A 24,310-nucleotide genomic window follows, 5' to 3' on the forward strand; every position below is an offset into this window, starting at 1 on the left:
TTTCATGAGATATGCAGGATATAGCAAAAAAATAAAGCTGCTATTCAAGCAGCCTTATTTTTCGTCATCTGGTTTTGCTATATTAACAGCTGGCATCTCACTATTCATGTAATCAGTAGGATGTCCATCCGTTTCTTGATTTTCATCATAAAAATAGGCATTGATCTCCTGTTCTGCATGAGCAGTTGGATCTTCATATGGTTTGCTATTTTTTCGTTCGCGGTCCATAGCTACTCTTCCTTTCCACATGTTTCACAAGCTTTAAATACTTCTTCATATTGAAGTGTTTCATTGGCATCGAATGTGTAGTTGCAGAATTGAACAACTCCATTCTGGTCAATAACAAAGCAGGATCGAATGGCAGTACCATTTTCTTCGTTTAATACATCAAACTGTTTTGTAACTTTCTTATGCCAGTCTGCTAAAAGTGGGTACGGAAGGGTTCCAAGTGCTGCAGCAAAAACATTATGTGAATAAATATGATCAACACTGATCGCTAGCACTTCTGTATTGGCATCTTTAAAACGTTGGTAATCCTCTTTCCAAGAGGTTATTTCCTTTATTCAGCCAGGTGTGAAGTCCAAGGGATAAAAAGCCACAAGGACATTTTTCTTCCCTTTAAAGTCTGATAACGAAATATCTTTTTTCAATGTGGATGGCAATGTGAATTCTGGTGCACGGTCACCCTTTTTTAACAATCAACCCACCTCCTTGCATCATAAGAATATACTTCCCCGATTACATAAAAGAAAACGTTGGAATATTTAGTAACTGCATGATGTTGGCTAGAAAGCTGAATTAAAGCGGTAGACTTATAAATTCAACTTCAAGACCTATAAATTTTTTTGAGGGCTTATAAAAAATTTTGAGGACTTATAAAATTTTCTGAAGACTTATAAAAGAAAATTTCAGTACAAAAAAGCCAGGGACCGCGAATCCCTGACCTCATTTTTACTATTTTGTTTCCGTTTCTAATACAATTTTAACTGTTTCTTCAGTTGTATCTTCTTCAGTAGCTGGAATTTCAACCACTTCAGGAGCATTTTCTTCTATAACATCTTCAACTGCTAAAATTGCCGCGTTGATTGCTGCATGAAGCTTTGCATTTTCAGAAGCGTGCTCAGATGCTAATGAACGAATCTTGTTCAAAAGTGCAGAAACTTCTTCCTCAGTTGTTGTTTCTTCGGTTGCTGGTGCTTCCTCAGTTACTTCTTCTTCAGTCGTAGTCTCTTCAGTTGCTGGTGCTTCCTCAGTTACTTCTTCTTCAGTCGCAGTCTCTTCAGTTGCTGGTGCTTCTTCCGTTACTTCTTCTTCAGTCGTAGTCTCTTCAGTTGCCGGAGCTTCTTCCGTTACTTCTTCCTCAGTCGTTGTCTCTTCAGTTGCCGGAGCTTCTTCAGTTACTTCTTCCTCAGTCGTTGTCTCTTCAGTTGCCGGAGCTTCTTCAGTTACTTCTTCTGTTGCCTCAGCATGTACAGCAGCTTTTGGTGCAGCATGCAATTTTGCGTTATCACTTGAACGCTCGAATGCATTAGAATTGATTTTGTTTTGAATAGATTTGTTTTCTTTTACTTCTGGTTCTTCTTCAGTCGTTGTTTCCTCAGTTACTTCTTCTTCAGTCGTAGTCTCTTCAGTTGCTGGAGCTTCCTCCGTTACTTCTTCCTCAGTCGTTGTCTCTTCAGTTGCCGGAGCTTCTTCCGTTCCTTCTTCCTCAGTCACAGTCTCTTCAGTTGCTGGAGCTTCTTCAGTTGTTTCTTCTTCTGCTGGTACTTCCTCTGTTGTCTCAGCATGTACAGCAGCGTTTGGTGCAGCATGCAATTTTGCGTTTTCACTTGAACGCTCAAATGCATTAGAGTTCATTTTGTTTTGAAGAGATTTGTTTTCTTTTACTTCTTCAACATCTTCAGAATCTTCTTCGTCAGAATCGTCATCCTCTTTCACTGCATCTTCGTCAGCAATTACATCTGGTTGATCTTCTTTTTTAACTGGATTATCTTCATTTTCCTCTTGAACAGCTTTATCTTCTGAGTCTTCGTCTTCATCATCTTCTTTAATAACTTTTTCGTCAGAGTCAACATCAGAATCTTCGTTGCGAGTAGCATCCTCTTCTTCAGTCACTGTATCTTCTGTTTTACCTTCTTCAGTATCTGTTTCAGGAATTTCAATTTCAATTACTTCTTCCTCAACAGGCACTACAACTTCTTCTGTTGGCTCTTCAGTTACAGGTTCTGTTACAACTGGCTCTTCTGTTTTAGTAGGTACAGCATGAACAGCTGAGTTTGGAGCAGCGTTTTTCTTTGCAGTTTCACTTGCATGTTCAGCTGCTTGAGAATGACTCTTGTCTTGTACAGGCTTTTCAGCTTTTACTGGTTTAGCCTTTTTTACAGTTTTAACTGGTTTTTCAGCTTTAGCTGGCTTTTGAACCTTTACTGTTACCTTAGCAGGTTTTGCAAAGTTCTCATCTTTAGCTTGTACATTCCCTTGAGATGCTTTTGCGTTCTGAACAGCAATTGCTTTCTCAGATTTATGACCAGCCGCTTCAGCAGCACCAGTTCCTACAACAGCTGCAAGAGTTAATGTTCCAGCAAATACTAAAGATTTTACAAATGTACGGTTGACTTTTTTCATTATAATTCGCTCCTTAAATTTTCAGATAGTTGTTTTACATCACACAATCTTTTTGAAAAATTAAAGAGCTTTTTTCCGGTGGTTTCGATGGCGGTGCGTTCACCCATTGACTTCTCAAGAGGTCCATTCTGTTAAAATACACAGAAACCTTTTCACTTTCAGCAAAGATCAACGGCAGAACTAAATTAGCTTTTACATTAGCTAAAGACGCTGTCCCTGTCCCGCCATCCGTGTTAGTGGATGAATGGGACGATCCTTGTCCTGAGGTCGCAGGAATCGCCTTAGAGTCTTGATGTTTTGGAACTGGTTTAAATGGCAGATTCTGAGGAAGTTTAGACACAGCCTTTTTCTGTTTAACTTTCTCATTCTTTAAAACGCCATTCTTACTTTGTTCCTTAACTGTTTCTTTAGACAATTCTTTTTTGATTAAAGGTGATTTTCTATGTATGACTTTTGTTGTTTCAGCCTTTTTAATTTGAGGCTGCTTTATTGGAACATTCTTTTCAGATTGTCTTTGAGGAACTGATTTTTTTATCCCGCTTGAGTTCTTTGTATGCTGAACAGTTTTCTGTTTTGAAACACCAGCTGGATTTGCTTGCCTAACTTCGGAACTTCTTTCAGAACCTTTAGAGTCAGGTCTATTCACATCAGCTTTCTTACTATTTACGTCAGAAGGCTGTGTTTTCGATTTCTTCTCTGGTTGTTTTGCCGTTCGTTCTGAAGTTTGTTCTTTTGCTTTTTCTGGTTGGACAGCTGATTGAGCATTTTGTTCAGCAGCTGGATTCTGTTTCGCTGTAGTTTCCTTTTCAGCAAAAACTTCTGCAGGTATAAAAAGGACGGCACCCGCGATCAAACTCTGCATAATGAGGTTTGGTATTCGCATAAATTCACCTCCCTTCTTTCATCTATATATTACATCCATTTCATGAAATATTTGTCGGTCTTTGTCCAAAATAGTTAATCCTTCCTAATCAAGCCAATATTTCAATTAAAAGCAAGAGGAACTTTGTCTTAAAAATGTTTTGCACATCCTTGGAAAGCGAGCATTCTATTACAAAAAACAACCACTGCCAAGAGCAACTAAGATTTCCAAAACTGTACATGAAACTTTAATGATAAAATATCGTATATTTCATTTAGAGAGGCTAAGGAGGTCTTTATATGAGAAGTGCTAATCCTGCTTTAAAAGGTTCAACTTTTGATAAATTTAGAGGAACGTCTTTTAGTGATAGAATGACATTGTCAGGAACCGTCTATAAGACGTTTGCTTTGCTGATTGTATTGATGGCAACAGCGATATTTACATGGTACCAATATCGTTTAGGAAATCCTGTTGGTCATTATATTGTTATCGGTATGGTTGGAGGACTCGTTACAGCTTTAATCGTTGCTTTCGTTCCTAAAACCGCTCCTTTGCTTGCACCCGTTTACGCAGCGTTGGAAGGCCTGGCTGTTGGAGGAATATCAGCAAGCTTCGAGTCGCAATTTAACGGAATTACATTGCAAGTTGTAGCTTTAACATTCGGAACTTTGTTTGCCTTACTGCTTGCCTATATGTTTAGGATCATTAAAGTTACTCATAACTTTCGATTGATTGTATTCTCAGCAACAATGGGAATTATGCTTGTTTACATTACTAGCTTTATCTTAGGCTTTTTCGGAATGAGTGTACCTTACCTTCACAGTACAGGTCCGATCGGAATAGGAATTAGCTTATTCATTGTCGTTATTGCCGCACTGAATCTTGTACTTGATTTTGACTTTATTGAATATGGTGCAGATCGAGGTGCACCTAAGTATATGGAGTGGTACGGAGCATTCGGGCTTATGGTCACTTTGATCTGGCTGTATTTTGAGATCTTGCACTTGCTCGCTAAATTAAGAAGCCGTTAAAGAAAACTTGGCTGACGCCTAGCCTTTATCGCGTCAGCCATAGTTGCGCTTATACCGAGATCCTAAACTTGTTGCCACGTCAAAAATCATCGTGTTAACAAGTTATACTTTCTGATCGTGTAAAAAAAAAGAAGCCGATTATGGCTTCTCTTTTCTTATGTTAAAATCGCTATCCATCTATAAACCGTCCAGCATCCAACGCCAATATTAACAGCGTAAAGCGCCATACCCATTGCTTTGTTTGGAAATGTGATTAACTGTACCACATATAAAATCCCCCACAAGATGAGGATAAGCACTGCCCACACTAGACTGTTATAGTTACTTTGCATTATCGCTCCATAGCTAAAGATCCACGTATATGGAAGAAGCAAAATTCCTGTAGCAAAGTACGTTCCATGAACCACGTGTCTTTGAATTCTATTTGAAAACGGAGCTGCCTTACATGTCAAGCTGTACAACAAGGCGATTCCGAAACCGAATCCAAGAAAAAATACAACTTGAAAGATCTCATAAAAGAACACTGGCAGGATTTGAAATGCGCCGATCCAAAACAATCTGCTGAAAAATAATATGGTTAAGCCCAGCAGTACTCCGGGAATCGAGTATATAATTCTTATCCCTTTCCAGACGGTGAAGCCTAACAAAACTAAACCATAAATAAAAAACAAAAAACCCAGCAGTTTGCTGGAAAAAAGAAGTAAAAAACTATATAAACAGAAAAGAACGGCAAACGCAATATGAAACATATAATCATATTTTGTATGCTCAAGCTTTACGAATGTAGTATTTATTGGAAACATGCTGCACCTGCCAAGACTAGTCGTGTTTATACATTTATCGTCAAAGATATGTCTTTTGTTAATTATTCCTTTGGCACTTTAACAACGCCCCGTACGTGCCATAGGTGTATAAGCTCCAACCGTTTGCGATATTGTTTCGCTTGAATCCTGCCTTTTTTGTATCTTTTCTTCAACAACTGCATGTAATCTTCAATCTTCATATGATAGTCATCCATTATATTTACCCACCCTCACCAATTATCTCATTGTCATATTCCCGAAATTAGTCGAAATGTAACATGAAATTTTAAAAAAATTAGTGATTAAAGTGAGTAACTTGAGAAGAAAGTATTACTCCCCGAGCTTCTTAATATCATTTAACAAGTCGGTGTAAACCGCTATGTCATCTAACAAACCACTTTCCTTCAAGAAATCCGGACTTAATTCTCCGTTCTTTACGGCAGTTAAATAATTATCAATTCCATCTTGCAACGTCTGATTATGGTCCATCACCTGGTTATGAACATCTTCAAAAACGGACGGAGGTGTCAGTCCGTTAAATTCTTTTATATCTGCATTCATATCTTGAAGCGCTTTTTCTAGTTCAACACGGGCATTTTGATCAGATATTGCCTTTTCAGCTAAGCCAGGGATGTCTTTTGAAAATTGTTGTACATCATTTATATATTCAGTTGCTGCTGGAACATAATTAATACCGTTTGTCACGTCTTCTACTGCTGAACAACCTGTTAAAACACTGAACGATAAAAGAACAGCAATTAATGTTTTCTTCATACGATCTCCTCATTTCTTTTTAATTTCATAATCTACTCTACTCGTTCCTCATGTCACCTTACCTTCTCATACGGATTGGTACGCAAGAAAGTTTCAAAACAGGACAACCTAGAGATGTACTATAAAAGAAAGGCTGGGAAGAACATGAATGAAAAAGATAAAGAATATGAAGGCAAAAAAGATCTTTATTTGGACATCGACAGGATGATAAACGAAGGAATGGCTGGAGGTACGGTTGCCGACGAAGAAGATTTAAGACAGATCAGCTATGATTCAGGAATCACTGATCAAGAAGAACCACCTGTAAAAGCAGATAAAAATAAGTAGAGCCGCTCCTTTGGAACGGCTCTTTCTTATGACTTCAGCTTCCTTAATTCACTAAGAACCTCTTCGTATCGATGATCCAGCTTAACCTTCTCACTTTCATTCGTACAGATGGAAAGCTGGCTGATTAGCTCAGTCTTCTCCAACTGCAGTTTAAGCATCACTTCTTCTTGAGCAGATTCATTTGTTACCTGCTTAACACCCGCTCTTTTAAATTCGTTATAATCCCCCTCAAACCATATTGCTTTTGGGGGCTGCAACTCCAAGATATGTGTTGCCGTCTTTTCGATCAACCTTCTATCATGAGTAGCAAGAATAAAAGTTCCCGGGTAAGCCATCAAGACATCTTCCAGCGCTTCTCGTGTGAAAAGATCCAGATAGTTCGTAGGTTCATCCAGCAATAACAAGTTATAATCACTCAAAAACAGCTTTGCTAATGCCGTCTTCATCTTTTCTCCACCGCTTAACACTTCGACTTTTTTAAATACATCATCACGTTTGAATAGCATTCTGGCCAGTATAGTCCTTACCCATTTCTCATCGTATAAACTGTTTTCCATGACGTTCTCAAGAATGGTTTTGGCAGGATTTAATAGATCTAGATGCTGATGAAAATAACCGATTTTAAGTTGTTTAGATTTTATAATATTTTCATTGCCTCTGTAGATCTCTTTGAGCAGTGTTGATTTTCCTGTTCCATTCTTTCCTGTTAAAACAACCTTCATCCCTGGTTTTATTGTAAACGATAGATTTTGAAATAGCTGTCGGTGATCAAACCCGACTGAGAGTTCCTTTACTGAGATTGCCTGTTTACCATGAATAACGGAGAAGCGCTGTATATTAAATTCAACTTTTTGCTGCTCCACTGGTTTTTCTTTTTTATCGAGCATCTCTATTCTTTTTTCGATTACCTTTGACTTTTTTTCAAGTGACCGTTTCGCCCCCTGAAGCTTACCCTTTCCTAACTTCGCTTCACTGTAGGACATGCGTGCGGGTTTATCTTTCATACCTTTTGCTTTTGACGCTTTTTCTTTCGCCGTTTTCTCAAGCCTTGCTTTTTCTTTTATATACTGTTCATATTCGAACTGCTGGCGCTCATTTTTTTGTTCTTTTTGGATTAGATATTCTGAATAATTGCCTGTATAAGCTGTGAACGTTTGCTGATCTAGCTCGATAATCTTTGTGCACACCATATCGAGAAACACTCTGTCATGAGAAACGAGTAACACTGCACCCTTGAAGTGATTAAGAACTTTTGCTAGTTGATCCATTCCCTCCACATCCAGGTGGGAAGTGGGTTCATCAAGTATGAGGATATCAGGATTTAGTTCAAGTGCAGCAGCAATCTGAGTACGTGTTTTTTCACCGCCGCTCATCGTCTCATACTTTTTCCCGTTAAGGTCCCAAACTCCTTCACTTTTGGCGGTTATCGCCTTCTCCACGTCATCGAACTGGCTCACAACAGCAAATGACCCGTAATGACGTACAGATCCTGCTTCTGCATCCTCCATTCTTGTCAGCAGCTTTAAGAAAGTGGATTTTCCTGTTCCGTTCATTCCGACCAAACCGATACGATCTTCAGAAAAAAGCTGCAATGGCTCAGTTTGTCTTAAGATCAATCTTCCTTTATATGACTTTTCTAGTCTGTTAGCTTCTAATAAAAGCATAAAAAAAACCTCCCATTATGACTAGAGAGGTCTGCCCAAGCCGAAATTATATCACTAAAAAACGTGATTACACGTTTTTCGCAACAAAAAACAGGCTGTTGTAAAGTCCTAAAAATGGGCAGAGAAATCCTATCTAGCATTCTACTTTTTTATTCAAGTAAATGGCTAAAATAAGATTAATTGCGCATTGGACGTATACACCTGTTCCTTCCGTTATTTTTCTAAATTGTAAGCGATATCCTATGAATCAGTCAAGCATCCTCGCATCATTCCTGCACCCAATTCAGATTTACCTTTCGCTGGTTCGCTCCAGGCCGAGAGTCTTTTAATAAACGAATAAATAATAGCCCCTTCCGATAAAAAGCCTGAACAGGTTCCTGCAGTACTCTTACAGGGAGTGTGACCTCACGTTTAAATTCACCAAGCTGAAATTCTTCGGCATTGAGTCTATAGGAATCCATCGTCAATGACAATTTCCCTTGAACAGTCAGTTTGAATGGATCGACCATGACCTCAACATCTTCTGTACGATTCAAACCAGGAAGAGCCAATACACAGCATATTTCCTGAGGGGTTTCGTAAATGTTGCAAAGAGGGCTCTCATTTCTTGCATCGGTGTTCGTACCTTGGTTAGGGGTAAAAAACTGATCCCCAAAATATTCTTCAGCCATCCTTTTCCAGTCCATCATTTGCTTCCAAGTGTCCAATTCAATCACCTCTTAAGAAGGCGGCCCTAAAGGAACAGAAGGATTATCTGGATCCGGAATCTGAGGGGCAGGACCTGTAAAACCGCCTGTGTTAAATAATTGCGAAATCGGCTGAATCACTCCTGCACTCCCTATTTGGAGTACAGATGAATTTTGTATACCATCGACTCTAATTTGCTGGATGACGATCGTCTGACTAACAAAAAGATTCATTCTTCCTCCTCCTCATTTTCCGGATAAGGATTGGTTAAGAAGTTACGAACATGCTTTACTCGAGATTGCAGCTTTATGTCATTGACTGAGCCGATATGGAGCAGCGCTGAACTAGACACCCCAAGAATATCAACTTTCCCCACTCTAATAAAAGAGTTCGCGTTATACGTTTCTTTGATCTTGTATGGCGGACATATAGGCACTAAAACAGGCTGTGAAAAAACTTTGTATTTACTGTAAGGAACATTAAAAGTACCAAACTTTGTACTTTCCCTTTGTATGGCAAGTGCGGCAGAATAACAATTGATCTTATCTGAATCTCCCGTCTGAAAAACGGAAGATGAAGCAAGTGAATTAAGGTTAACACAATCGACAATTGATGTTCTGTACATAGCACACCTCTATAGCGGCACGAGTGATGTTCCTAAAACAAGTGATTCAGGCGGTGTGTCAAAAGCTGAACCAAGACTGATGCAATCTGAGTCTCCAATTAATACAACCGACGATAAACCCACACCAATGATGCTGATTTCTCCGACATACAACTCATGGTTGGTTACGCAAAATTTCATTCTCGTCACCTCCATTAGATTTGGAATCTCTTAAATGAACGATAAATGTTTCGATTCCGCGATAGATGTCCTCTTTGGTTTTTTGAATGATATCTTTTCTGCCTCTTTCATCTTTAGGTTCATATTTTGTAAGGTAGTGTTTGATCCGCCCTGGTACTTGACGCTGCACATCTTCGAGTATGAAGATCCGATAGTTCTCATCTAACGGAACATTCATTTTATTTTCAAGAGATTTTAAATAAACAGGAGCTTCTTTTTCGAAAAAGCCATCCATTACTTGGATCATCTCACGGTAGTTTGGATTTTCGATCGAACTTCGCTTCATTTCTCCCGGCATTTGAACTGTATTCTGGCCAATATTGAACTGTTCGATCAAGTCTTTGCTTTCCGCAGAATGCCCAAGACCGATATGAAGTGTCCCTTCGAGCTTCTCGACTTTTAACTGATCAAACTTATATTCTACCGTTTGAGGTTTTGAAGAAAGTTCTTTCATTTGTTTTTGCAGCTTTTGAATCTGAAGCTCCATACCTCTGATCTTGTCATTTTGATCTTGTATCATCTGCTGAAGCTTACTAAGATAATAGTTACTTTCTTCGTTCATACGATCAGCTCCTTAGTAAGATGTATGCCCTCTTCCTAAGGAATTTGCTTGTCGTTTAAAAATTTGCTGCTGCAGTGTTGTCATTCACATCAGGATCTTGCGTATACGTCACGTTGTAGCCATTGTGCACACGAAGATTATCACCCGTGTTAAAGGAACCCGCTCCTGCATACGTTTTTGCATAACTAACAGGGCAGATCGTCTGGACATCGCCTACATGAAGGATACTGCCGCTGGATATGGAGTTTACTGATATAGATCCCACTATAGCTGGCATATACGTTCATCCCCACTTTCAAGTACTCCCCACATCGTATGCATTCGCCCATCTTTCTGTTCCTGTACTTAACATTCACCTTTAGGCTTCTACCTACATAACTTATCTGTAAAGGACGACGTCACACTCGTAAATAAAAATAAGGGGGGTGCTGAAGTGCCCTGTTTAATTGTTGCTCCTATTAACATTAATGCAGCAGAAGGGGTTGTGAATTTCGGTGATACATTAGTAATCAATCCAAAAACGACAGGCAAGGGATACAGTGGTTCTGGCGGAGGAAATACAGGGAACTTTATACAAACAATAAATGTGGTCAGTGCTACAAATACGCTGGATCCTGATGTTTTTGATTCCAACAATGCCGGCAATGCGTAGGGGGAATACGGATGTTTGACAAAGGTCCATTGATGCCTTTTTTTAATAACCGTTCTATGGATGACTGGCTAAAATCTTTTGAGCAGTTCGTAAGTAAAGGGTTGTCCCAATTCGAGCAATATGCGGAACAAATGTCTTTTGAGGTTGATACAGAAGAAACAGCGGAAGATTATCGAGTTTATGCAAACTTAAAAGAATATAACCCAGAAGATATTCAGATTGAAGTTCTCAACCAAGGACTTCAAATCAAAGCCCAAAGAGAAGAAATTCGGTCGATGAAAAATAAGAGAACGGGGCATTTTCAAGAAAGAAAAGCTATGAAACGAACTGAGCGGTTCGTTCAGCTGCCTTTTATGTTTCGAAATGAAGATGTTAAAGCTCAATATACGAATGGAATTCTCACGATAGCCGTCAACAAAAACGGCGGGGAAGTGATGAATCCAACCGTTCCGATTCAAGTCATGGACCAAAACAGCGATAAAGGCAGTAATCGTATGAACAGCAATGGCAGCAATGGTACTGCTGATGTTCCTAGCGATGATGGCTGAAACGCCTGTAAAAAGTAACGGCAACAACAGCAGAAATTTGGTTAGTAAACAAAAATGAAGAGCTCCTTTTAGAGAAAAGGAGCTCTTTTTCTATTTGCCTAATGTTGGCGCCAGCCAAACCTCACCCGTTCCTTCAAAAACATGAAGATATCCTTCACCACTAGTAGCAGACCCAATAATAGAAGAGGAAGCTCGTTTTACTGAAAAATCAATATCCCCTTTTCTTAAGAGCGCGAAGCTGCCATCCACTTGGAGTTTTTCGTTATGAAGCTGTACCTTCATAACTTGCTGCAGTGGTACTGGACTTTGGAGAACACAAAAGCCTGATCCTTTCAGTTTGGTTTGAAACAGCCCTTCGTCACCTTTTATAGAGGAAGTGAGCTTTTGCCTTGCCACGCCTAATTGGACAGAAGGCTCCGCAGCATAAAACATTCCCCGATCTGCCACCACTTCTTCGTCGTTTAAATTCAATAATAAATAGTGGCCGTAAGAAGGTTCCAGGTAGATCTCGCCTGTTCCTTCGTATAGGGGTTTAAATAGAGATTCTTCTGTTAAGATGTTGGATGCCATCTTCTTCATAAATCCGCCTACTCCGCCAGCATTGCTTTTCAGCCCAAGGTCACCTTTCATAAACTGCAGTGCCCCCGCTTCAGCCTGCACAGCTCCTTGTCGTAACGTAATCCGGACTTGTTTTAACGTAATTCCTGTTTCTTTTGCATAATACGAAGAACTTGATCCCGCACTAGTAACGGGCAATTGTTTATATTCGAGGACTTCAAAGGTTGCGCGACGCCCTTCTTCTTTTTCAATTACAGTAAAAAGAGATTCATTCACATAGATCACCCTCCTCTTATTAGCATACCAAAGTGTGACTTTGCGTAAACAAAGCATGGTATAATTCACATAATGAGCCTTGGCTAACGCCAAAAGTTTAATAGAGAGGTGTGATTTAAATGCAAAATAAAATCATTCTTGTAACGACAGATTCATTTGGTACTGGTAACGACTCTGCTCTTGGTGAAAACGTGATGGAAACGTATTTTACGGTATTAAAGCAACAATCGGACTTGCCAGCTGCTATCTTTTTTATGAACCGTGGCGTTTACTGTCTCACAGAACAATCTCTTTGTTCGTTGCATCTTAAGGAAATGGAAGATAAAGGCGTAAAAGTGTTCGGTTGCAAAACATGTGTTGACCATTATAACGTGGAAAAGGAACTTGCTGCCGGAGAAATTTCTGGAATGGCACATTTTGTAGAGCTTTCTGCGAAGTACGAGGTCATTACGATTGCGTAATACATAGTATTGGGAGAAAATGCTCTTTTCGTATACAAGGTTGCTTTTGTTGTTAGTAGTTGATTTCCGCTCCAGGTTGCTCGCTTTCCACGGGGCGTGCGGTGAGCCTCCTGCCGCTTTGCGCCATTAGGAGTCTCCACCTGACCGCTCGTCCCGTAGGAGTCTCGCACCTTGCGCTACAACCAACTTGCATAGGAAGAGAGAAATTCCAAAGTGCAGCAATCCTTTAGAGAATAGCCTTAAGAAAGTCAAAGAAAAAGCGCACATCTCACTTTCGCGATGTGCGCTTTTTGCTAGTTATCTTCTTTCTCTAATGATTCTTTTTTCACGTACATTCGGGTCGTCTTGAATTCTAGGTTCTTCTCGAATTACGGTCTCCTTATGAACAGGCTCTTTTCTAACAGAGAAAAGTCGTTTCAGAAGCATGCCGACTACACCATATACAATAATTGCAATGATCGTGGACAGTTCAACCACAAAGCCGTTGGCAAGCTCTATGTTAGGGAAAATGGCTGCAAACGGCAAGAGCAGCGGTTGACTAAGTCCGTAAATAAGCTGTGCGAATGCGGCTCCTTCATTTGCATTAAACAGTTGAAAAATGAATCGTAAAATTAAGATAAGCTGAATGATACCAACAATAAATGAAATAATTGTAGCGGGTACGGAACGTCTCATAGCAATTCCCTCATTTCATTGGATTTGCTTATAAACATACCCTCATTCAATCAACATTATGCGTGATTAATAGGCTTGCTGCTCTTATCATGCTGTAGCAGCCAATTCATAGTAAAATCCACTATTTCTTTTTGCGGAATCAACTTGCATTCCGCGAGCCCAGCTTTCCCTATACTTACGGGATAATCAGCTTTTTCGTATGCCATTCCGATCTCCTCAAATAGTTCTTCTCGATAAATTACCTGAGTGAACGTCTCCCAAACTCTTTTTCCCTCTTTATAAAATGGGCCTGCATTTTCTTCTGTTTTGAGATTCGGTATACGGTGTTCAGCAAGGTGCATTGTTGTGTTCGAATCATAACCAACACCTAATAACAATGTAAAACCATCCATTTTGTACATTTTTCCAAGCGGTGATTGTTCACCCAAACCAAAATCTAATGTATGACCGTTTATGATTGTTTCTTTATTCTTTCCCCAAGCAGCAAACGATTCTGTCGGATGATTGCTTCTTAACACACCTGGAAACGTTCTAAATGCTTCAACAATAGCTCCCATAAAATAGGTCGGAGTGATCTCAGGATCAAAAGCTGGCATTTCCTCTCGAATCACTGGCCACCACTCTTTTGGTACTGGCGGGTTCTGCCATCCTGCAGGATCTGAATAATGAGCAGTATGTGTTGGCATGACTAATGTACCTTCTTCAGTTAGGACGTCCATTAAAGCCTGAATGACGGCAACAGGACCGCCGATCACCCACCCTAAAGACTTTAAGCTTGAATGGACGATAACCGTCATCCCCTTCTTCAATCCCAATTTCCGAAGATCATCTGCTAATGAAACTTTTGTTTTCGGATAATCTGTGTTTAATTCTATATCTGTCATTCCACTCACTACTTTCTCTATTTTTACGACATTTCCATTATTATAGCAAAGTGGATGGATACTTTTGGATATGATTATTATTGATTGATTTTGATTATTTATGATTGATTTTGATTGAAAAATGTAAGGGCTTACGTTACAATGGTGTCAACGAAACTGAACCTATGGAGGTGTCAGGATGCTAACACCTGAAAGACATCGTAAAATCATTGAAGTATTAGGAGAAAAACAAGTCGTAACCATACAAGAATTAGTTGATGCAACAGCGTCCTCTGAATCTACGATACGAAGAGATTTAAGCCAGCTTCAAAAAGAAAGAAAATTAAAACGCGTACACGGCGGTGCTTCTCTTCTTCATCAAAAAAGCGAAGAGTTGAGTGTAGTAGAAAAATCTGCGAGAAATTCTTCAGAAAAAGAAAAAATCGCACAATTTGCCTCTGACTTAATTGACAACGGAGATTGCATCTACCTTGATGCAGGTACTACAACGCTGAAGATGATTCCGTTTTTACAAGATAAAGAAGTAACTGTCGTAACAAATGCGATCTCCCATCTTGAAGCTTTGACCGATTACGAGATTAAAACCTATTTAACAGGTGGTCTCGTAAAATCTAAAACAAAAGCACTCGTTGGAAGTGCAGCCATAAATAGCTTAAGTTCGTACCGATTCGATAAAGTGTTTCTTGGAATAAACGGCATTCATCTTCATGCCGGATTTACTACACCAGATCCAGAAGAAGCTGCGGTTAAACAACTAGCTATATCGCTTTCACAAAAAGCTTTCGTACTAGCTGACCATACAAAATTTAACGAAGCATCTTTTTCAAAAGTAGCCGAATTAAACGAAGCTATCATTATCACTAATGAAATTGACGAAGAAATTGCTTACGATTATCAAGACAAAACAGACATAAGGGTTGTGACACCATGATTTACACCTGCACACTCAATCCATCCATCGATTATGTAGCAAGCGTAGAAGATTTCAAAGAAGGCCAATTAAACCGAACTAAAAGCGCACACATATATCCCGGCGGAAAAGGAATAAATGTTTCAAGAGTGCTTAAACGTTTAGGCATCGAGAGTACGGCACTTGGCTACACAGGCGGCTTTACAGGTGCCTTCATTAAAGACTTTTTAACAAATGAGGAAATTCTGCACGATTTTATCGATGTTTCAGAAGTTACAAGAATTAATGTGAAACTCAAGGCTCAGCAAGAAACAGAGATTAACGGGCAGGGGCCTTTGATCACGGAAAAAGAGCAAAATTCCTTATTTCAAAAACTTGATGAGATGAACAGAGGCGATATTCTCGTTTTAGCAGGAAGTATCCCACCCTCCATCTCGGATAATTTTTACGCACACATCACGGAAAAATGTAATCAAAAAGGGATTAAAGCAGTTATCGACACATCTGGAGAAGCTTTAAGAAAAACGTTTAAACATAAACCTTTCTTAATCAAGCCGAATCATCATGAACTCGGTGATCTTTTTCAAGTCACGATTGAAAATAAAGAAGATGCCATTATTTATGGCAAAAAATTGCTTAAAGAAGGCGTTCAGCATGTAATTGTCTCTATGGCAGGAGAAGGTGCACTTTTCATAAGTAAAGATGACGTACTTTTTGCTAACGTGCCTGTCGGGTCGGTAAAAAACTCTGTTGGTGCTGGAGATTCTGTCGTAGCAGGATTCCTTTCTCAAATCATTCAAGAAAGTGAAATGAGAGCAGCGTTTCAATACGGAGTTGCTGCTGGGAGTGCTACTGCATTTTCAGAAGACCTTTGCACAAAAAAACAGGCTGAAATTTTGCGAAAACAGATTCTTATTGAAGAGCTAACTGCTAACTTCAGGGAGGAGTTATTATGAAAATCACTGATTTACTAACAAAAAGTACAATTTTACTATCTTTAGAAGCACAATCCAAGGAAGCCGTCATTGACGAACTTATTGAAAAACTGGACTCTGCTGGCAAACTCAATGACAAAGATGAATATAAAAAGGCGATTCTAGCAAGAGAAAGTCAGAGCACGACGGGTATTGGTGAGGGAATTGCAATTCCCCATGCAAAAACAAATGCGGTCAAGGAGCCTGCCATCGCTTTCGGCCGCTCACAAAACGGGATTGACTATGAATCTCTAGATGGTCAGAACGCGCATTTATTCTTTATGATTGCCGCTTATGAAGGCGCTAACAATGATCATCTAGCGACTCTCTCACGGCTTTCCAGCTTCCTAATGGATGCTGAATTCCGATCTAGACTTGACTCTGCGAGCTCAGCTGAAGAAATCTTACAAGCAATTGATGCAAAAGAAAAAGAGATGGAGAAAGACGACGATCTCATCGTTTCCTCTTCTAAACAAAAAATCCTTGCTGTTACGGCATGTCCAACTGGAATCGCTCATACGTATATGGCCGCTGATGCTTTAAAAGCAAAAGCAAAGGAAATGGATGTTTTCCTTAAAGTTGAAACAAATGGGTCCAGCGGAGTGAAGAATGAGCTTACTAAAAAGGACATTGAAGAAGCAGATGCAATCATTGTCGCGGCAGATAAGCAGGTGGATATGGAACGTTTCAATGGTAAACATGTCATTCAAGTTCCCGTTGCACAAGGTATTAGAAAGCCACAAGAGCTTATCCAAAAAGCACTGAAGCAAGATGCACCTATATACAAAAGTACTGGGAAATCTTCGTCTGACGAAGATTCGAAGACTGCTCGTCCTGGAAGGAGCGGATTTTATAAACACTTGATGAGCGGCGTCTCCAACATGCTTCCCTTTGTCGTTGGAGGCGGGATCTTAATCGCTATCTCATTTATCTTTGGCATTAATGCAGCCGACCCTAAAGACCCTTCTTATCACCCGATCGCTGAAGCACTAAGTACAATTGGTGGAGGCAACGCTTTTGCTCTTATGATTCCAGTGCTGGCTGGATTTATCGCGATGAGTATAGCGGATAGACCTGGATTCGCACCAGGTATGATTGGAGGATTTATGGCAGCAACTGGTGGTGCTGGTTTCTTAGGCGGATTGATCGCTGGTTTCTTAGCTGGTTATCTTGTAATCGGGTTAAAGAAGCTTTTCAGCAATTTGCCTAACTCGTTAGAAGGCATCAAACCTGTCCTTTTATATCCACTATTCGGCATTCTCTTAACCGGTCTTATTATGATGTTCATTGTAATTGAACCTGTAAAAGCATTGAACGACGCATTAACCGTTTGGTTGAAAGGAATGGGCACTGGCAATCTTGTCTTGCTTGGTTTGATTTTAGGCGGAATGATGGCGGTCGATATGGGTGGCCCTATCAATAAAGCAGCTTTCACGTTTGGAATTGCGATGATTGATGCTGGCAACTTTGCTCCACATGCTGCGATCATGGCTGGTGGAATGGTTCCGCCGCTAGGGCTCGCTTTATCCACTACCATTTTTAAAAAGAAATATACAAAAGCTGAAAGAGAAGCAGGCAAAACAAATTACATTATGGGAGGTTCGTTCATTACGGAAGGTGCAATACCATTCGCAGCAGCCGATCCAGGCCGTGTAATCCCTGCTGCAATTGCAGGTTCAGCTATAGCTGGTGCGCTTTCAATGGTGTTTGGAATCGGACTTCCGGCCCCGCACGGAGGAGCGTTCGTCATTCCGATCGTAAATGGAAACCCTTTGCTTTATGTATTAGCGATTCTAATCGGTTCTATCGTGACTGCTCTAATTGCTGGTGGCTTGAAGAAAGAAGTACAAGAAGACAAAAAAGAACTCGCTGCTTAAGCGTGTTCTTTTTTTGTGTGCTGTTTATATTCCCTTTGGAATCCATTGTCCTAGGATCTCACCCATTTTGACTGAGCCCTTTTTGCCAGTGAAGTTTAACGCTCCTTTTGGAATACATAGTACAACTGTTGAACCAAATGAGAAATATCCATACGAATCTCCTCTTTTAACAACAGGCTCATGATTCGTGCGTTCAATCGTATTAACATTCAACGCACCTACCATAACATGTGCAAGTGGTTGACCAGCCGCATTGAGTTTGGAAACCAGCCTGTAATTGCGGGTCAACGGCCGAATGCCATGGCGTAAACCTAGTTCATTAACTGGTGCAGCCTCTCGTCCAAGTGTATATACCGACTCAACTTCAGCATCCACTGGAACATGTACTTGGTGATAATCTGTAGGACTTAAATAAAAAACAAATACTTGTCCTCCAGAATACTTCCTAGCTTCTGTTTCAGAACCTAAAAGTTCAGCAACTGTATATTCTTGTCCTTTTACAGTAAAACGGCTTTCTTCTGTAAGCTCATCAACAACGGATAAAACGCCGTCGCACGGACTCACAAACGCATTAGTTTCTAATGTAATCGGGCGCGCATCTGGCTTTAAATCACGTACAAAAACGTCATGAAGTGAGCTATATTCATGAAGTTGACGGGTCGCCTCGTTAATATTGATTTTGTACAATTTAACAAAATGCGGGATTAAAGGTTTACTTACTTTGGACTGAGCAAATCTTTTTAATGAACGTGCTATAACGGGATGACCGTTCAATTCAAACAAATTTCTATAAAATCGTGTCATATTCATCTACTATCACCTGCTTTATTTAAATGAATGTTATCATTATCGATAACGGTTCCTGATGTTGGAAATTGCTTATATGCAAAGTATAAATCATTCTGCAAAATATATCAGCCTTTCTATTGCCTTTATTGTTTCTCTTTTGGTTCTGGCACTAACATCTGCACGAGCGTAACCTTTTTATTTCGTTTAGTAGGCCTGTTAGGAACATATTTACTGATTAGCTCCTGCATACCACGGCTCAATTCTTCCCACTCTTCTCCATCTAAATAAAGATCTAATTGATTATACCCAAATATGTCTGTATTTAGATTTGTATCACCATTTAAATAAGCTTCAACGTCTCCAGTAATATTGGATATAAACGTCATAAACATCTTCATGTGTTCTTCTTTTGAAAGATTAGCTGCTTCCTCAGCTGAAATGTATGCCGTATCCTGTTCAAGCGCATAAGTCCGTTCAACAGCACCACGGACCTTTCTCTCGTCTGTTACATATATGATCTCGTTCTTATTAAGTACGTTTAAATGTCGATATAGTGTGGCTTGCGGGACATCTGATATCCATCCCCTTAATTCCGAAACGGTAGCTGAACCTTTTGCAAGGTGCTGTATGATCTTCATGCGAACAGGATGTAAAATTAAATCCGCTTTACTTTTTTGATTCATAAAACCATCCTTTTGTTATTGTTATCGATAATGATAATAATAATTGTTAATATTGTCAACAAAAAAAGCGTCCTGTCAATAGGACGCTTCTTCAGCTTCATGCTGCTGCATGTTCATTATTTTTTTCATCACTTTTACTTTGACCGATACTCCAACCTGTGAACGCTAATAATAACGTAAACATTGGTGATAGCCATAGGAATAAAGCAAATGGGATATATTCAACAACGGATACCCCTAAGGTTGAAGCGAAGAATGCACCACTTACACTCCAAGGTACGAGCGGATTAACAAGTGTTCCACCATCTTCTACTGTTCGAGATAAGTTTTTTAATGGAACTCCCGATTTTACATAAGCATCTTTTAACGCCTGGCCCGGTAAAAGGATTGAAAGATACATTTCACCTGCAAGCAAATTGATCCCAACAGAAGAAGCTAGTGTTGTCGCAATCAATTTACCAGCTTTTTGTGTTGTGTCTTTTACTGCTCCAAATAACAGATCGAACATTCCAAGAGCTTGAATGACTCCACCTAATGCTAGAGCTACTAAAACAAGTGAGATCGACCACATCATAGCCATCAGTCCACCTTTGTTGACTATGCTATCTACTGTCGCGTTCCCTGTTTCAGCCTGTAATCCGTTCTGCATCACATTGATCACTTTTTGCAATGTCAGATCAGGCACTAAGAAAAATCCTACTGCAATTGAAACAATTACTCCGGTTAACAAGATAGGTATGATCGGCAGTTTGCGGAATGCTAAAACCAAAACAACGATCGGTGACACAAGTGTTAAGGCATGAATTGGAAATTCACTTGAAAGCACGGATTGAATTTCTTTGATTTCTTGAAGATTTGCGCTGCCTCCATTTCCTCCGAGAAAAAAGAAAGCGATAGCTGTTAAAATAAATGCAGGAACAGTCGTCCACATCATATGACGGATGTGTTCAAACATATTTACTCCCACAACCCCAGGTGCAAAGTTCGTTGAATCAGATAGTGGTGACATCTTATCTCCAAAGCATGCACCAGATACAATGGCACCCGCTGCTAATGCAGGATTAACGCCCAGTACGTGGCTGATTGCCATCAGTGCTACACCCACCGTACCAACTGTGGTGAAAGAACTTCCAGTAAATGTAGAGACAATCACCGTAATGAACAGCGCACTTACTGCGAACCACTCTGGTTGTATGATATCCATTCCGTAAAACAAAAGTGTCGGGACTGTTCCGCTTAACATCCAGCTGGCAATGACAAGTCCGACCGTCAATAAGATCATAATCGGCTGCAATCCTGATATGATGCCGTTTAGTATTCCTTTCTCAATCGTTTTCCACGGAGCTCCGAACGCTGCACCTACAGCTCCGAGCAATACTAAACAGGCTAATAACGGGATATGAGGTTCTACTTTTATATATACAAGACTCGTAAACATAACAGCAAAGATCGCTGCAAATAAAACGAGTGCCACTGGCAATGTCATTTGTCTTTTCATGATGAATCTCTCCGTTCGTATTAATCAAAAGATTAATTCACTATTGCACTTAAACGCTTTTATGCGTTGAAGTGTGTGTGTAACTGTTTCTCATGATAACGGACTTTATAGAAGCTGTCAACATCACCAGCATGGTAAATTAAAGAAGAGAATTTGAACGGAGGCTGATTGGTATTGTACAAAATTCGAAGTTCTGTAAAAGCATTGATTATTAAAGATAACCACGTGTTAACGATAGAAAAAGGAATTAAGGGCAGCAGCAAATATGTTATACCGGGTGGTGGTCAGGAATTTCATGAAACACTGCCAGATGCAGTTATGCGAGAATGCATTGAGGAAATAGGTGTGGAGGTAAGAGTAGGTCCCCTCTTATGGGTTCGAGAATTCATTAGTAAAAACCACATCATCGAGCAGCAAGAAAATAACCAAGCACACATCGTTGAGCATATTTTTGATGTGAAGATTGATGAAGGAATTCTTGACGAGTTTTCACCCAATGAACCCGATTCAACTCAACTCGGTATTGTTTGGCTGCCTATTTCTAAACTATCTGAGTTTAATTTCTTTCCGAAAGAACTAATTCCTATGATTCAGCAGATTAATGATAGTAAATACATAGGACAAACCTATGTTGGTGACATCAATTAGTACAAGACATAACAATCAAGCGAGTTATTAAAGACAAAAAAGAGCAGGCTTCATTACCTGCTCCTTTTCTATCTATCTTCCCCGTCTCGCAAAATCAACGAATCGGAACTTATCTAATCGGTGGCGTGACTCTGTGTATTGAAAAAGGCTGGCATCATCCAGGTACACATAGTTTTTCACGACTACGATATGTTTGAAGCCGCCTAGATCCAGCAATCTCTTATCTTCTTCCGTACAATCTACAACCACGATTTCTTTTTTTGCAAAACTGATCTTCAATCCTAACTCATTCTCCAAATAATCGTAAATGGATCTAGCTGCAATTTCCTTCGAAAGCTTTGGAACATATTTTTTTAAAAAATAATCTTTGTCCAAAATGATGGTCTCACCATCAATTTGTCTCGAACGAAGAACTTTCCATATCAGCTCGTCTGAATCTGTCTGCAGCTGCTGCTGTAAAAATTGGTCTGGCTCGATCAGTCCGAAATCATGAACGGTCGTTACACTGCTTTTCCCCATCGTTTCTGAAAGCTCTTGAAAGCTGACTAGACCAGAAATAGGAAAGCTGAGCTTGTTTGTTTCTAAGACGATTGAGCCTTTACCACGAATCTTTTGAATAAATCCGTTTTGGGATAAGAGGTTGAGTGCTTTTCTGACCGTTTCTCTCGACGTATCGTAACGGTCAGCAAGGTCATGTTCTGAAGGAAGCTGCGTATTCGCACGCAGCTCACCTTCTTGTATTTGAGTTGATAGTTCTTGATAGATTTCTTGAAATTTATTTTTTCGCATCATTATTCACCATGAATATTGTAGCATTATTTTTAAATGATTGTAGTTGATTTTCGTTCCAGGTGCTCGCTTTCCGCGGGGCAGGCGGTGAGCCACATTCTTAACGTTTCACTCTTAAGTGTCTCACCTGCCCACCTGTCCCGCAGGAGTCTCACACCTTGCACTACAATCAACCTTCAATGAAGTCAAATAAAATTCAACAATCTTAAAATCAGCTTAAGTGAAAAACGACAGATTCATACGGTCTTAATGTAAATGAAGATATATTTTTTGGCAGAGACTCGTAATTGCTGATCAACACATTTGAATTTAGACCTGAAACATCGATATCTTCAGGAAGATTAAAGTCTGCTTCTTTTCCATAGAAGTTATTAATGACCAGCAGTTTCTCCCCATTCTCTGCGTTACGAACATATGCAAAGATCTCAGGGTGATTCTCTAAAATCAGCTCGTAATCGCCGTATGTTATTATGTCCACTTCTTTTCTAAGCTGATTTAATTTTTTGTAATGATAAAAAATTGAATTTTGATCGTTAACTGCAGCTTCTGCATTAATTTCTTTATAGTTCTGGGCTACTGGAATCCAAGGTTCACCTGACGTGAAACCGGCATTGTCACTGTTATCCCATTGAACAGGCGTACGCGAATTATCTCGTGATTTATGTTTTAGGATTTCTAATATCTCGTCTTCACTGCGTCCTTCTTCTTTCAATAGGTTGAACATGTTTAACGACTCAACATCACGGTATTGGTCGATAGACTCAAACTTTGGATTTATCATCCCGAATTCTTCACCTTGATAGATATAAGGTGTCCCCTGCATCATGTGGATGGTTGTTGCGAGCATTTTCGCTGATTCAACTCGATACTTCCCGTCATCACCATAACGGGAAACGATTCGCGGCTGATCGTGATTACACCAAAATAGAGCGTTCCAACCGCCGCCTTTATGCATTTCAACTTGCCACGTTGACAAGATTTCTTTAAGCTTTAAAAAGTCAAAATCAGCGACACTCCACTTCTCACCGTTTGGATAATCCACTTTTAAATGGTGGAAGTTGAAAGTCATGCTTAATTCGTTCCGATTGGGGTTTGTATATTTTACACAGTTATCGATTGTGGTTGATGACATTTCCCCTACAGTAAGTACGTCATATTTTGAGAAAACTTCACGGTTCATCTCTTGCATATATTCGTGTACTCGCGGTCCATCTGTGTAGAATTTACGTCCATCACCAGGAGGTACCGATCCATCGTCGTTTGGAAATTCTTGATTTTTTGAAATGAGATTGATCACATCCAGACGGAATCCATCTACCCCTTTTTCAAACCAATAGTTCATCATTTCATATACCTTTTGACGAACTTCAGTGTTTTCCCAATTTAAATCTGCTTGAGTTACGTCAAAGAGATGGAGATAATATTGACCTGTTTCCTCATCAAGTTTCCAAGCAGATCCTCCAAACTTCGATATCCAGTTCGTAGGCTCTCCATCTTCAACAGGGTCTTTCCAAATATAAAAGTCACGGTAAGGATTATTTTTTGATAGTCGTGAAGCTTGAAACCATTCATGTTCTGTACTTGTATGATTCACAACGATGTCCATAATGATTTTTAAATCTCGCTTATGAGTTTCCGCCAGTAAACGATCAAAGTCTTCCATCGTGCCGTAATCTTCAAAGATTTTATAATAATCACGAATATCATAGCCGTTGTCGCGCTGAGGAGAGTCATAGATAGGAGTCAGCCATAATACGTCTACTCCTAGATTCTTAAGGTAATCAAGCTTGTCTATAATTCCTTGTATATCTCCTGTTCCGTTACCTGTCGTGTCATTAAAACTTTTTGGATAGATTTGATAAACGACCGAGCGCTTCCACCATGGTTCATTCTTCATATTTTCCACCGC

General features: G+C 39.7%; 32 protein-coding genes. 9 read left to right on the top strand and 23 right to left on the bottom strand.

The window, feature by feature from the left end; all coding sequences use genetic code 11:
- Positions 1 to 54: 54 nt before the first annotated feature.
- The 4 genes from QUF49_RS18465 to QUF49_RS18480 all read right to left on the bottom strand — a co-directional run bounded on the left by QUF49_RS18465 (position 55) and on the right by QUF49_RS18480 (position 3,508).
- Entirely contained in the window at positions 55 to 249 is a 195-nt protein-coding gene (locus QUF49_RS18465; RefSeq protein ID WP_289497147.1) for a hypothetical protein, read from the bottom strand.
- On the bottom strand, positions 231 to 698 hold the full coding sequence (locus QUF49_RS18470; protein ID WP_289497148.1) for a redoxin domain-containing protein: 468 nt from the start codon (positions 696 to 698) through the stop codon (positions 231 to 233). Before QUF49_RS18470 ends, QUF49_RS18465 begins: the two co-directional genes overlap by 19 nt.
- A 256-nt stretch (positions 699 to 954) precedes the next feature.
- On the bottom strand, positions 955 to 2,625 hold the full coding sequence (locus QUF49_RS18475; protein WP_289497149.1) for a hypothetical protein: 1,671 nt from the start codon (positions 2,623 to 2,625) through the stop codon (positions 955 to 957).
- 34 nt (positions 2,626 to 2,659) lie between these two features.
- A complete protein-coding gene (locus QUF49_RS18480; protein ID WP_289497150.1) occupies positions 2,660 to 3,508 on the bottom strand; it encodes a hypothetical protein in 849 nt (282 codons plus the stop codon).
- Between the two features lie 278 nt (positions 3,509 to 3,786).
- Here QUF49_RS18480 and QUF49_RS18485 point away from each other — a divergent pair, with 278 nt between their 5' ends.
- Positions 3,787 to 4,518 (top strand): Bax inhibitor-1/YccA family protein, encoded by a 732-nt coding sequence (locus QUF49_RS18485; protein ID WP_289497151.1) that lies wholly within the window; start codon positions 3,787 to 3,789, stop codon positions 4,516 to 4,518.
- 155 nt (positions 4,519 to 4,673) lie between these two features.
- On the opposite strand, the gene QUF49_RS18490 is transcribed toward QUF49_RS18485, so the two are convergent.
- The 3 genes from QUF49_RS18490 to QUF49_RS18500 all read right to left on the bottom strand — a co-directional run bounded on the left by QUF49_RS18490 (position 4,674) and on the right by QUF49_RS18500 (position 6,095).
- A complete protein-coding gene (locus tag QUF49_RS18490) occupies positions 4,674 to 5,075 on the bottom strand; it encodes a hypothetical protein (RefSeq protein WP_289497152.1) in 402 nt (133 codons plus the stop codon).
- A 308-nt stretch (positions 5,076 to 5,383) separates the two neighbouring features.
- Positions 5,384 to 5,536, bottom strand: a complete 153-nt coding sequence (locus QUF49_RS18495) for a hypothetical protein (protein ID WP_289497154.1) — start codon at positions 5,534 to 5,536, stop codon at positions 5,384 to 5,386.
- 115 nt (positions 5,537 to 5,651) lie between these two features.
- Positions 5,652 to 6,095: a DUF6376 family protein gene (locus tag QUF49_RS18500; protein ID WP_289497155.1), complete on the bottom strand. Its 444-nt coding sequence runs from the start codon at positions 6,093 to 6,095 to the stop codon at positions 5,652 to 5,654.
- A 75-nt stretch (positions 6,096 to 6,170) separates the two neighbouring features.
- Here QUF49_RS18500 and QUF49_RS18505 point away from each other — a divergent pair, with 75 nt between their 5' ends.
- Positions 6,171 to 6,422 carry a hypothetical protein gene (locus tag QUF49_RS18505; protein WP_289497156.1) on the top strand — a complete coding sequence of 84 codons (252 nt, stop codon included), beginning with the start codon at positions 6,171 to 6,173 and terminating at the stop codon, positions 6,420 to 6,422.
- A gap of 26 nt (positions 6,423 to 6,448) precedes the next feature.
- On the opposite strand, the gene abc-f is transcribed toward QUF49_RS18505, so the two are convergent.
- From abc-f to QUF49_RS18540, 7 genes are all read right to left on the bottom strand, one after another.
- Positions 6,449 to 8,086, bottom strand: coding sequence for a ribosomal protection-like ABC-F family protein (abc-f, locus tag QUF49_RS18510; RefSeq protein WP_289497157.1), 1,638 nt, complete (start codon positions 8,084 to 8,086; stop codon positions 6,449 to 6,451).
- 266 nt (positions 8,087 to 8,352) lie between these two features.
- Entirely contained in the window at positions 8,353 to 8,793 is a 441-nt protein-coding gene (locus QUF49_RS18515; protein ID WP_289497158.1) for an Hsp20/alpha crystallin family protein, read from the bottom strand.
- A 12-nt stretch (positions 8,794 to 8,805) separates the two neighbouring features.
- Positions 8,806 to 9,006 (bottom strand): spore germination protein GerPB, encoded by a 201-nt coding sequence (locus QUF49_RS18520; protein ID WP_289497159.1) that lies wholly within the window; start codon positions 9,004 to 9,006, stop codon positions 8,806 to 8,808.
- Complete coding sequence (locus QUF49_RS18525; protein WP_289497160.1) at positions 9,003 to 9,398, bottom strand: spore germination protein GerPE; 396 nt, start codon at positions 9,396 to 9,398, stop codon at positions 9,003 to 9,005. Before QUF49_RS18525 ends, QUF49_RS18520 begins: the two co-directional genes overlap by 4 nt.
- Before the next feature lie 9 nt (positions 9,399 to 9,407).
- Positions 9,408 to 9,578: a spore gernimation protein GerPD gene (locus tag QUF49_RS18530; protein ID WP_289497161.1), complete on the bottom strand. Its 171-nt coding sequence runs from the start codon at positions 9,576 to 9,578 to the stop codon at positions 9,408 to 9,410.
- Positions 9,553 to 10,179, bottom strand: a complete 627-nt coding sequence (gene gerPC / locus QUF49_RS18535; protein WP_289497162.1) for a spore germination protein GerPC — start codon at positions 10,177 to 10,179, stop codon at positions 9,553 to 9,555. Before gerPC ends, QUF49_RS18530 begins: the two co-directional genes overlap by 26 nt.
- Before the next feature lie 55 nt (positions 10,180 to 10,234).
- Positions 10,235 to 10,456: a spore germination protein gene (locus QUF49_RS18540; protein ID WP_289497163.1), complete on the bottom strand. Its 222-nt coding sequence runs from the start codon at positions 10,454 to 10,456 to the stop codon at positions 10,235 to 10,237.
- Between the two features lie 156 nt (positions 10,457 to 10,612).
- Here QUF49_RS18540 and QUF49_RS18545 point away from each other — a divergent pair, with 156 nt between their 5' ends.
- Together QUF49_RS18545 and QUF49_RS18550 are read left to right on the top strand one after the other, a co-directional pair.
- Entirely contained in the window at positions 10,613 to 10,831 is a 219-nt protein-coding gene (locus tag QUF49_RS18545) for a spore germination protein (protein ID WP_251323247.1), read from the top strand.
- Positions 10,832 to 10,842: 11 nt separating this feature from the next.
- Entirely contained in the window at positions 10,843 to 11,379 is a 537-nt protein-coding gene (locus QUF49_RS18550) for an Hsp20/alpha crystallin family protein (RefSeq protein WP_289497164.1), read from the top strand.
- A 90-nt stretch (positions 11,380 to 11,469) separates the two neighbouring features.
- Here QUF49_RS18550 and QUF49_RS18555 read toward each other — a convergent pair whose 3' ends face one another.
- On the bottom strand, positions 11,470 to 12,213 hold the full coding sequence (locus QUF49_RS18555; protein ID WP_289497165.1) for an AIM24 family protein: 744 nt from the start codon (positions 12,211 to 12,213) through the stop codon (positions 11,470 to 11,472).
- A gap of 119 nt (positions 12,214 to 12,332) precedes the next feature.
- Here QUF49_RS18555 and QUF49_RS18560 point away from each other — a divergent pair, with 119 nt between their 5' ends.
- Entirely contained in the window at positions 12,333 to 12,674 is a 342-nt protein-coding gene (locus QUF49_RS18560; protein ID WP_066243245.1) for a DsrE family protein, read from the top strand.
- A gap of 297 nt (positions 12,675 to 12,971) precedes the next feature.
- Here the strand turns inward: QUF49_RS18560 and QUF49_RS18565 are convergent, their stop codons facing one another.
- Both QUF49_RS18565 and QUF49_RS18570 read right to left on the bottom strand, forming a co-directional pair.
- Positions 12,972 to 13,349 (bottom strand): YggT family protein, encoded by a 378-nt coding sequence (locus tag QUF49_RS18565; RefSeq protein ID WP_289497166.1) that lies wholly within the window; start codon positions 13,347 to 13,349, stop codon positions 12,972 to 12,974.
- 56 nt (positions 13,350 to 13,405) lie between these two features.
- The gene (locus QUF49_RS18570; protein WP_289497700.1) at positions 13,406 to 14,233 is read right to left on the bottom strand and encodes an aminoglycoside N(3)-acetyltransferase; all 828 of its coding nucleotides are present in this window, start codon (positions 14,231 to 14,233) and stop codon (positions 13,406 to 13,408) included.
- A 178-nt stretch (positions 14,234 to 14,411) separates the two neighbouring features.
- On the opposite strand from QUF49_RS18570, the gene QUF49_RS18575 reads away from it, so the two are divergent.
- Genes QUF49_RS18575 through QUF49_RS18585 form a run of 3 tightly spaced genes read left to right on the top strand, consistent with a single transcriptional unit; the run spans position 14,412 to position 17,994 of the window.
- Entirely contained in the window at positions 14,412 to 15,164 is a 753-nt protein-coding gene (locus tag QUF49_RS18575; protein ID WP_289497167.1) for a DeoR/GlpR family DNA-binding transcription regulator, read from the top strand.
- Positions 15,161 to 16,099, top strand: coding sequence for a 1-phosphofructokinase (gene pfkB, locus QUF49_RS18580; RefSeq protein WP_289497168.1), 939 nt, complete (start codon positions 15,161 to 15,163; stop codon positions 16,097 to 16,099). Before QUF49_RS18575 ends, pfkB begins: the two co-directional genes overlap by 4 nt.
- Positions 16,096 to 17,994: a PTS fructose transporter subunit IIABC gene (locus QUF49_RS18585; protein WP_289497169.1), complete on the top strand. Its 1,899-nt coding sequence runs from the start codon at positions 16,096 to 16,098 to the stop codon at positions 17,992 to 17,994. Before pfkB ends, QUF49_RS18585 begins: the two co-directional genes overlap by 4 nt.
- Positions 17,995 to 18,018: 24 nt before the next feature.
- Here QUF49_RS18585 and QUF49_RS18590 read toward each other — a convergent pair whose 3' ends face one another.
- The 3 genes from QUF49_RS18590 to nhaC all read right to left on the bottom strand — a co-directional run bounded on the left by QUF49_RS18590 (position 18,019) and on the right by nhaC (position 20,964).
- The gene (locus QUF49_RS18590; protein WP_289497170.1) at positions 18,019 to 18,804 is read right to left on the bottom strand and encodes a phosphatidylserine decarboxylase; all 786 of its coding nucleotides are present in this window, start codon (positions 18,802 to 18,804) and stop codon (positions 18,019 to 18,021) included.
- A 122-nt stretch (positions 18,805 to 18,926) separates the two neighbouring features.
- Positions 18,927 to 19,466: a helix-turn-helix domain-containing protein gene (locus QUF49_RS18595; RefSeq protein ID WP_289497171.1), complete on the bottom strand. Its 540-nt coding sequence runs from the start codon at positions 19,464 to 19,466 to the stop codon at positions 18,927 to 18,929.
- A 97-nt stretch (positions 19,467 to 19,563) separates the two neighbouring features.
- Entirely contained in the window at positions 19,564 to 20,964 is a 1,401-nt protein-coding gene (gene nhaC, locus QUF49_RS18600) for a Na+/H+ antiporter NhaC (protein ID WP_289497173.1), read from the bottom strand.
- 174 nt (positions 20,965 to 21,138) lie between these two features.
- Here nhaC and QUF49_RS18605 point away from each other — a divergent pair, with 174 nt between their 5' ends.
- Positions 21,139 to 21,612, top strand: coding sequence for an NUDIX domain-containing protein (locus QUF49_RS18605; protein ID WP_289497174.1), 474 nt, complete (start codon positions 21,139 to 21,141; stop codon positions 21,610 to 21,612).
- 72 nt (positions 21,613 to 21,684) lie between these two features.
- Here QUF49_RS18605 and treR read toward each other — a convergent pair whose 3' ends face one another.
- Genes treR through treC form a run of 3 tightly spaced genes read right to left on the bottom strand, consistent with a single transcriptional unit; the run spans position 21,685 to position 24,298 of the window.
- Positions 21,685 to 22,401: a trehalose operon repressor gene (gene treR / locus QUF49_RS18610; RefSeq protein ID WP_289497175.1), complete on the bottom strand. Its 717-nt coding sequence runs from the start codon at positions 22,399 to 22,401 to the stop codon at positions 21,685 to 21,687.
- Positions 22,402 to 22,433: 32 nt separating this feature from the next.
- Positions 22,434 to 22,574 (bottom strand): hypothetical protein, encoded by a 141-nt coding sequence (locus QUF49_RS18615; protein ID WP_289497176.1) that lies wholly within the window; start codon positions 22,572 to 22,574, stop codon positions 22,434 to 22,436.
- A 38-nt stretch (positions 22,575 to 22,612) separates the two neighbouring features.
- A complete protein-coding gene (gene treC, locus QUF49_RS18620; protein WP_289497177.1) occupies positions 22,613 to 24,298 on the bottom strand; it encodes an alpha,alpha-phosphotrehalase in 1,686 nt (561 codons plus the stop codon).
- Positions 24,299 to 24,310: the final 12 nt, after the last annotated feature.

Source organism: Fictibacillus sp. b24 (genome assembly GCF_030348825.1).
In the GTDB taxonomy this organism is placed as follows: domain Bacteria; phylum Bacillota; class Bacilli; order Bacillales; family Fictibacillaceae; genus Fictibacillus.

Bases quoted from the DNA above. Each gene is read 5' to 3' on its own strand.
- QUF49_RS18575 (WP_289497167.1), top strand. From the start codon at position 14,412: ATGCTAACACCTGAAAGACATCGTAAAATCATTGAAGTATTAGGAGAA.
- QUF49_RS18485 (WP_289497151.1), top strand. From the start codon at position 3,787: ATGAGAAGTGCTAATCCTGCTTTAAAAGGTTCAACTTTTGATAAATTT.
- QUF49_RS18565 (WP_289497166.1), bottom strand. From the start codon at position 13,349: ATGAGACGTTCCGTACCCGCTACAATTATTTCATTTATTGTTGGTATC.
- QUF49_RS18480 (WP_289497150.1), bottom strand. From the start codon at position 3,508: ATGCGAATACCAAACCTCATTATGCAGAGTTTGATCGCGGGTGCCGTC.
- treC (WP_289497177.1), bottom strand. From the start codon at position 24,298: ATGAAGAATGAACCATGGTGGAAGCGCTCGGTCGTTTATCAAATCTAT.
- QUF49_RS18595 (WP_289497171.1), bottom strand. From the start codon at position 19,466: ATGAATCAAAAAAGTAAAGCGGATTTAATTTTACATCCTGTTCGCATG.
- abc-f (WP_289497157.1), bottom strand. From the start codon at position 8,086: ATGCTTTTATTAGAAGCTAACAGACTAGAAAAGTCATATAAAGGAAGA.
- QUF49_RS18500 (WP_289497155.1), bottom strand. From the start codon at position 6,095: ATGAAGAAAACATTAATTGCTGTTCTTTTATCGTTCAGTGTTTTAACA.
- QUF49_RS18475 (WP_289497149.1), bottom strand. From the start codon at position 2,625: ATGAAAAAAGTCAACCGTACATTTGTAAAATCTTTAGTATTTGCTGGA.
- QUF49_RS18560 (WP_066243245.1), top strand. From the start codon at position 12,333: ATGCAAAATAAAATCATTCTTGTAACGACAGATTCATTTGGTACTGGT.
- QUF49_RS18530 (WP_289497161.1), bottom strand. From the start codon at position 9,578: ATGAAATTTTGCGTAACCAACCATGAGTTGTATGTCGGAGAAATCAGC.
- treR (WP_289497175.1), bottom strand. From the start codon at position 22,401: ATGCGAAAAAATAAATTTCAAGAAATCTATCAAGAACTATCAACTCAA.
- QUF49_RS18540 (WP_289497163.1), bottom strand. From the start codon at position 10,456: ATGCCAGCTATAGTGGGATCTATATCAGTAAACTCCATATCCAGCGGC.
- QUF49_RS18465 (WP_289497147.1), bottom strand. From the start codon at position 249: ATGTGGAAAGGAAGAGTAGCTATGGACCGCGAACGAAAAAATAGCAAA.
- QUF49_RS18550 (WP_289497164.1), top strand. From the start codon at position 10,843: ATGTTTGACAAAGGTCCATTGATGCCTTTTTTTAATAACCGTTCTATG.
- QUF49_RS18585 (WP_289497169.1), top strand. From the start codon at position 16,096: ATGAAAATCACTGATTTACTAACAAAAAGTACAATTTTACTATCTTTA.
- QUF49_RS18590 (WP_289497170.1), bottom strand. From the start codon at position 18,804: ATGAATATGACACGATTTTATAGAAATTTGTTTGAATTGAACGGTCAT.
- gerPC (WP_289497162.1), bottom strand. From the start codon at position 10,179: ATGAACGAAGAAAGTAACTATTATCTTAGTAAGCTTCAGCAGATGATA.
- nhaC (WP_289497173.1), bottom strand. From the start codon at position 20,964: ATGAAAAGACAAATGACATTGCCAGTGGCACTCGTTTTATTTGCAGCG.
- QUF49_RS18525 (WP_289497160.1), bottom strand. From the start codon at position 9,398: ATGTACAGAACATCAATTGTCGATTGTGTTAACCTTAATTCACTTGCT.
- QUF49_RS18495 (WP_289497154.1), bottom strand. From the start codon at position 5,536: ATGGATGACTATCATATGAAGATTGAAGATTACATGCAGTTGTTGAAG.
- QUF49_RS18520 (WP_289497159.1), bottom strand. From the start codon at position 9,006: ATGAATCTTTTTGTTAGTCAGACGATCGTCATCCAGCAAATTAGAGTC.
- QUF49_RS18570 (WP_289497700.1), bottom strand. From the start codon at position 14,233: ATGACAGATATAGAATTAAACACAGATTATCCGAAAACAAAAGTTTCA.
- pfkB (WP_289497168.1), top strand. From the start codon at position 15,161: ATGATTTACACCTGCACACTCAATCCATCCATCGATTATGTAGCAAGC.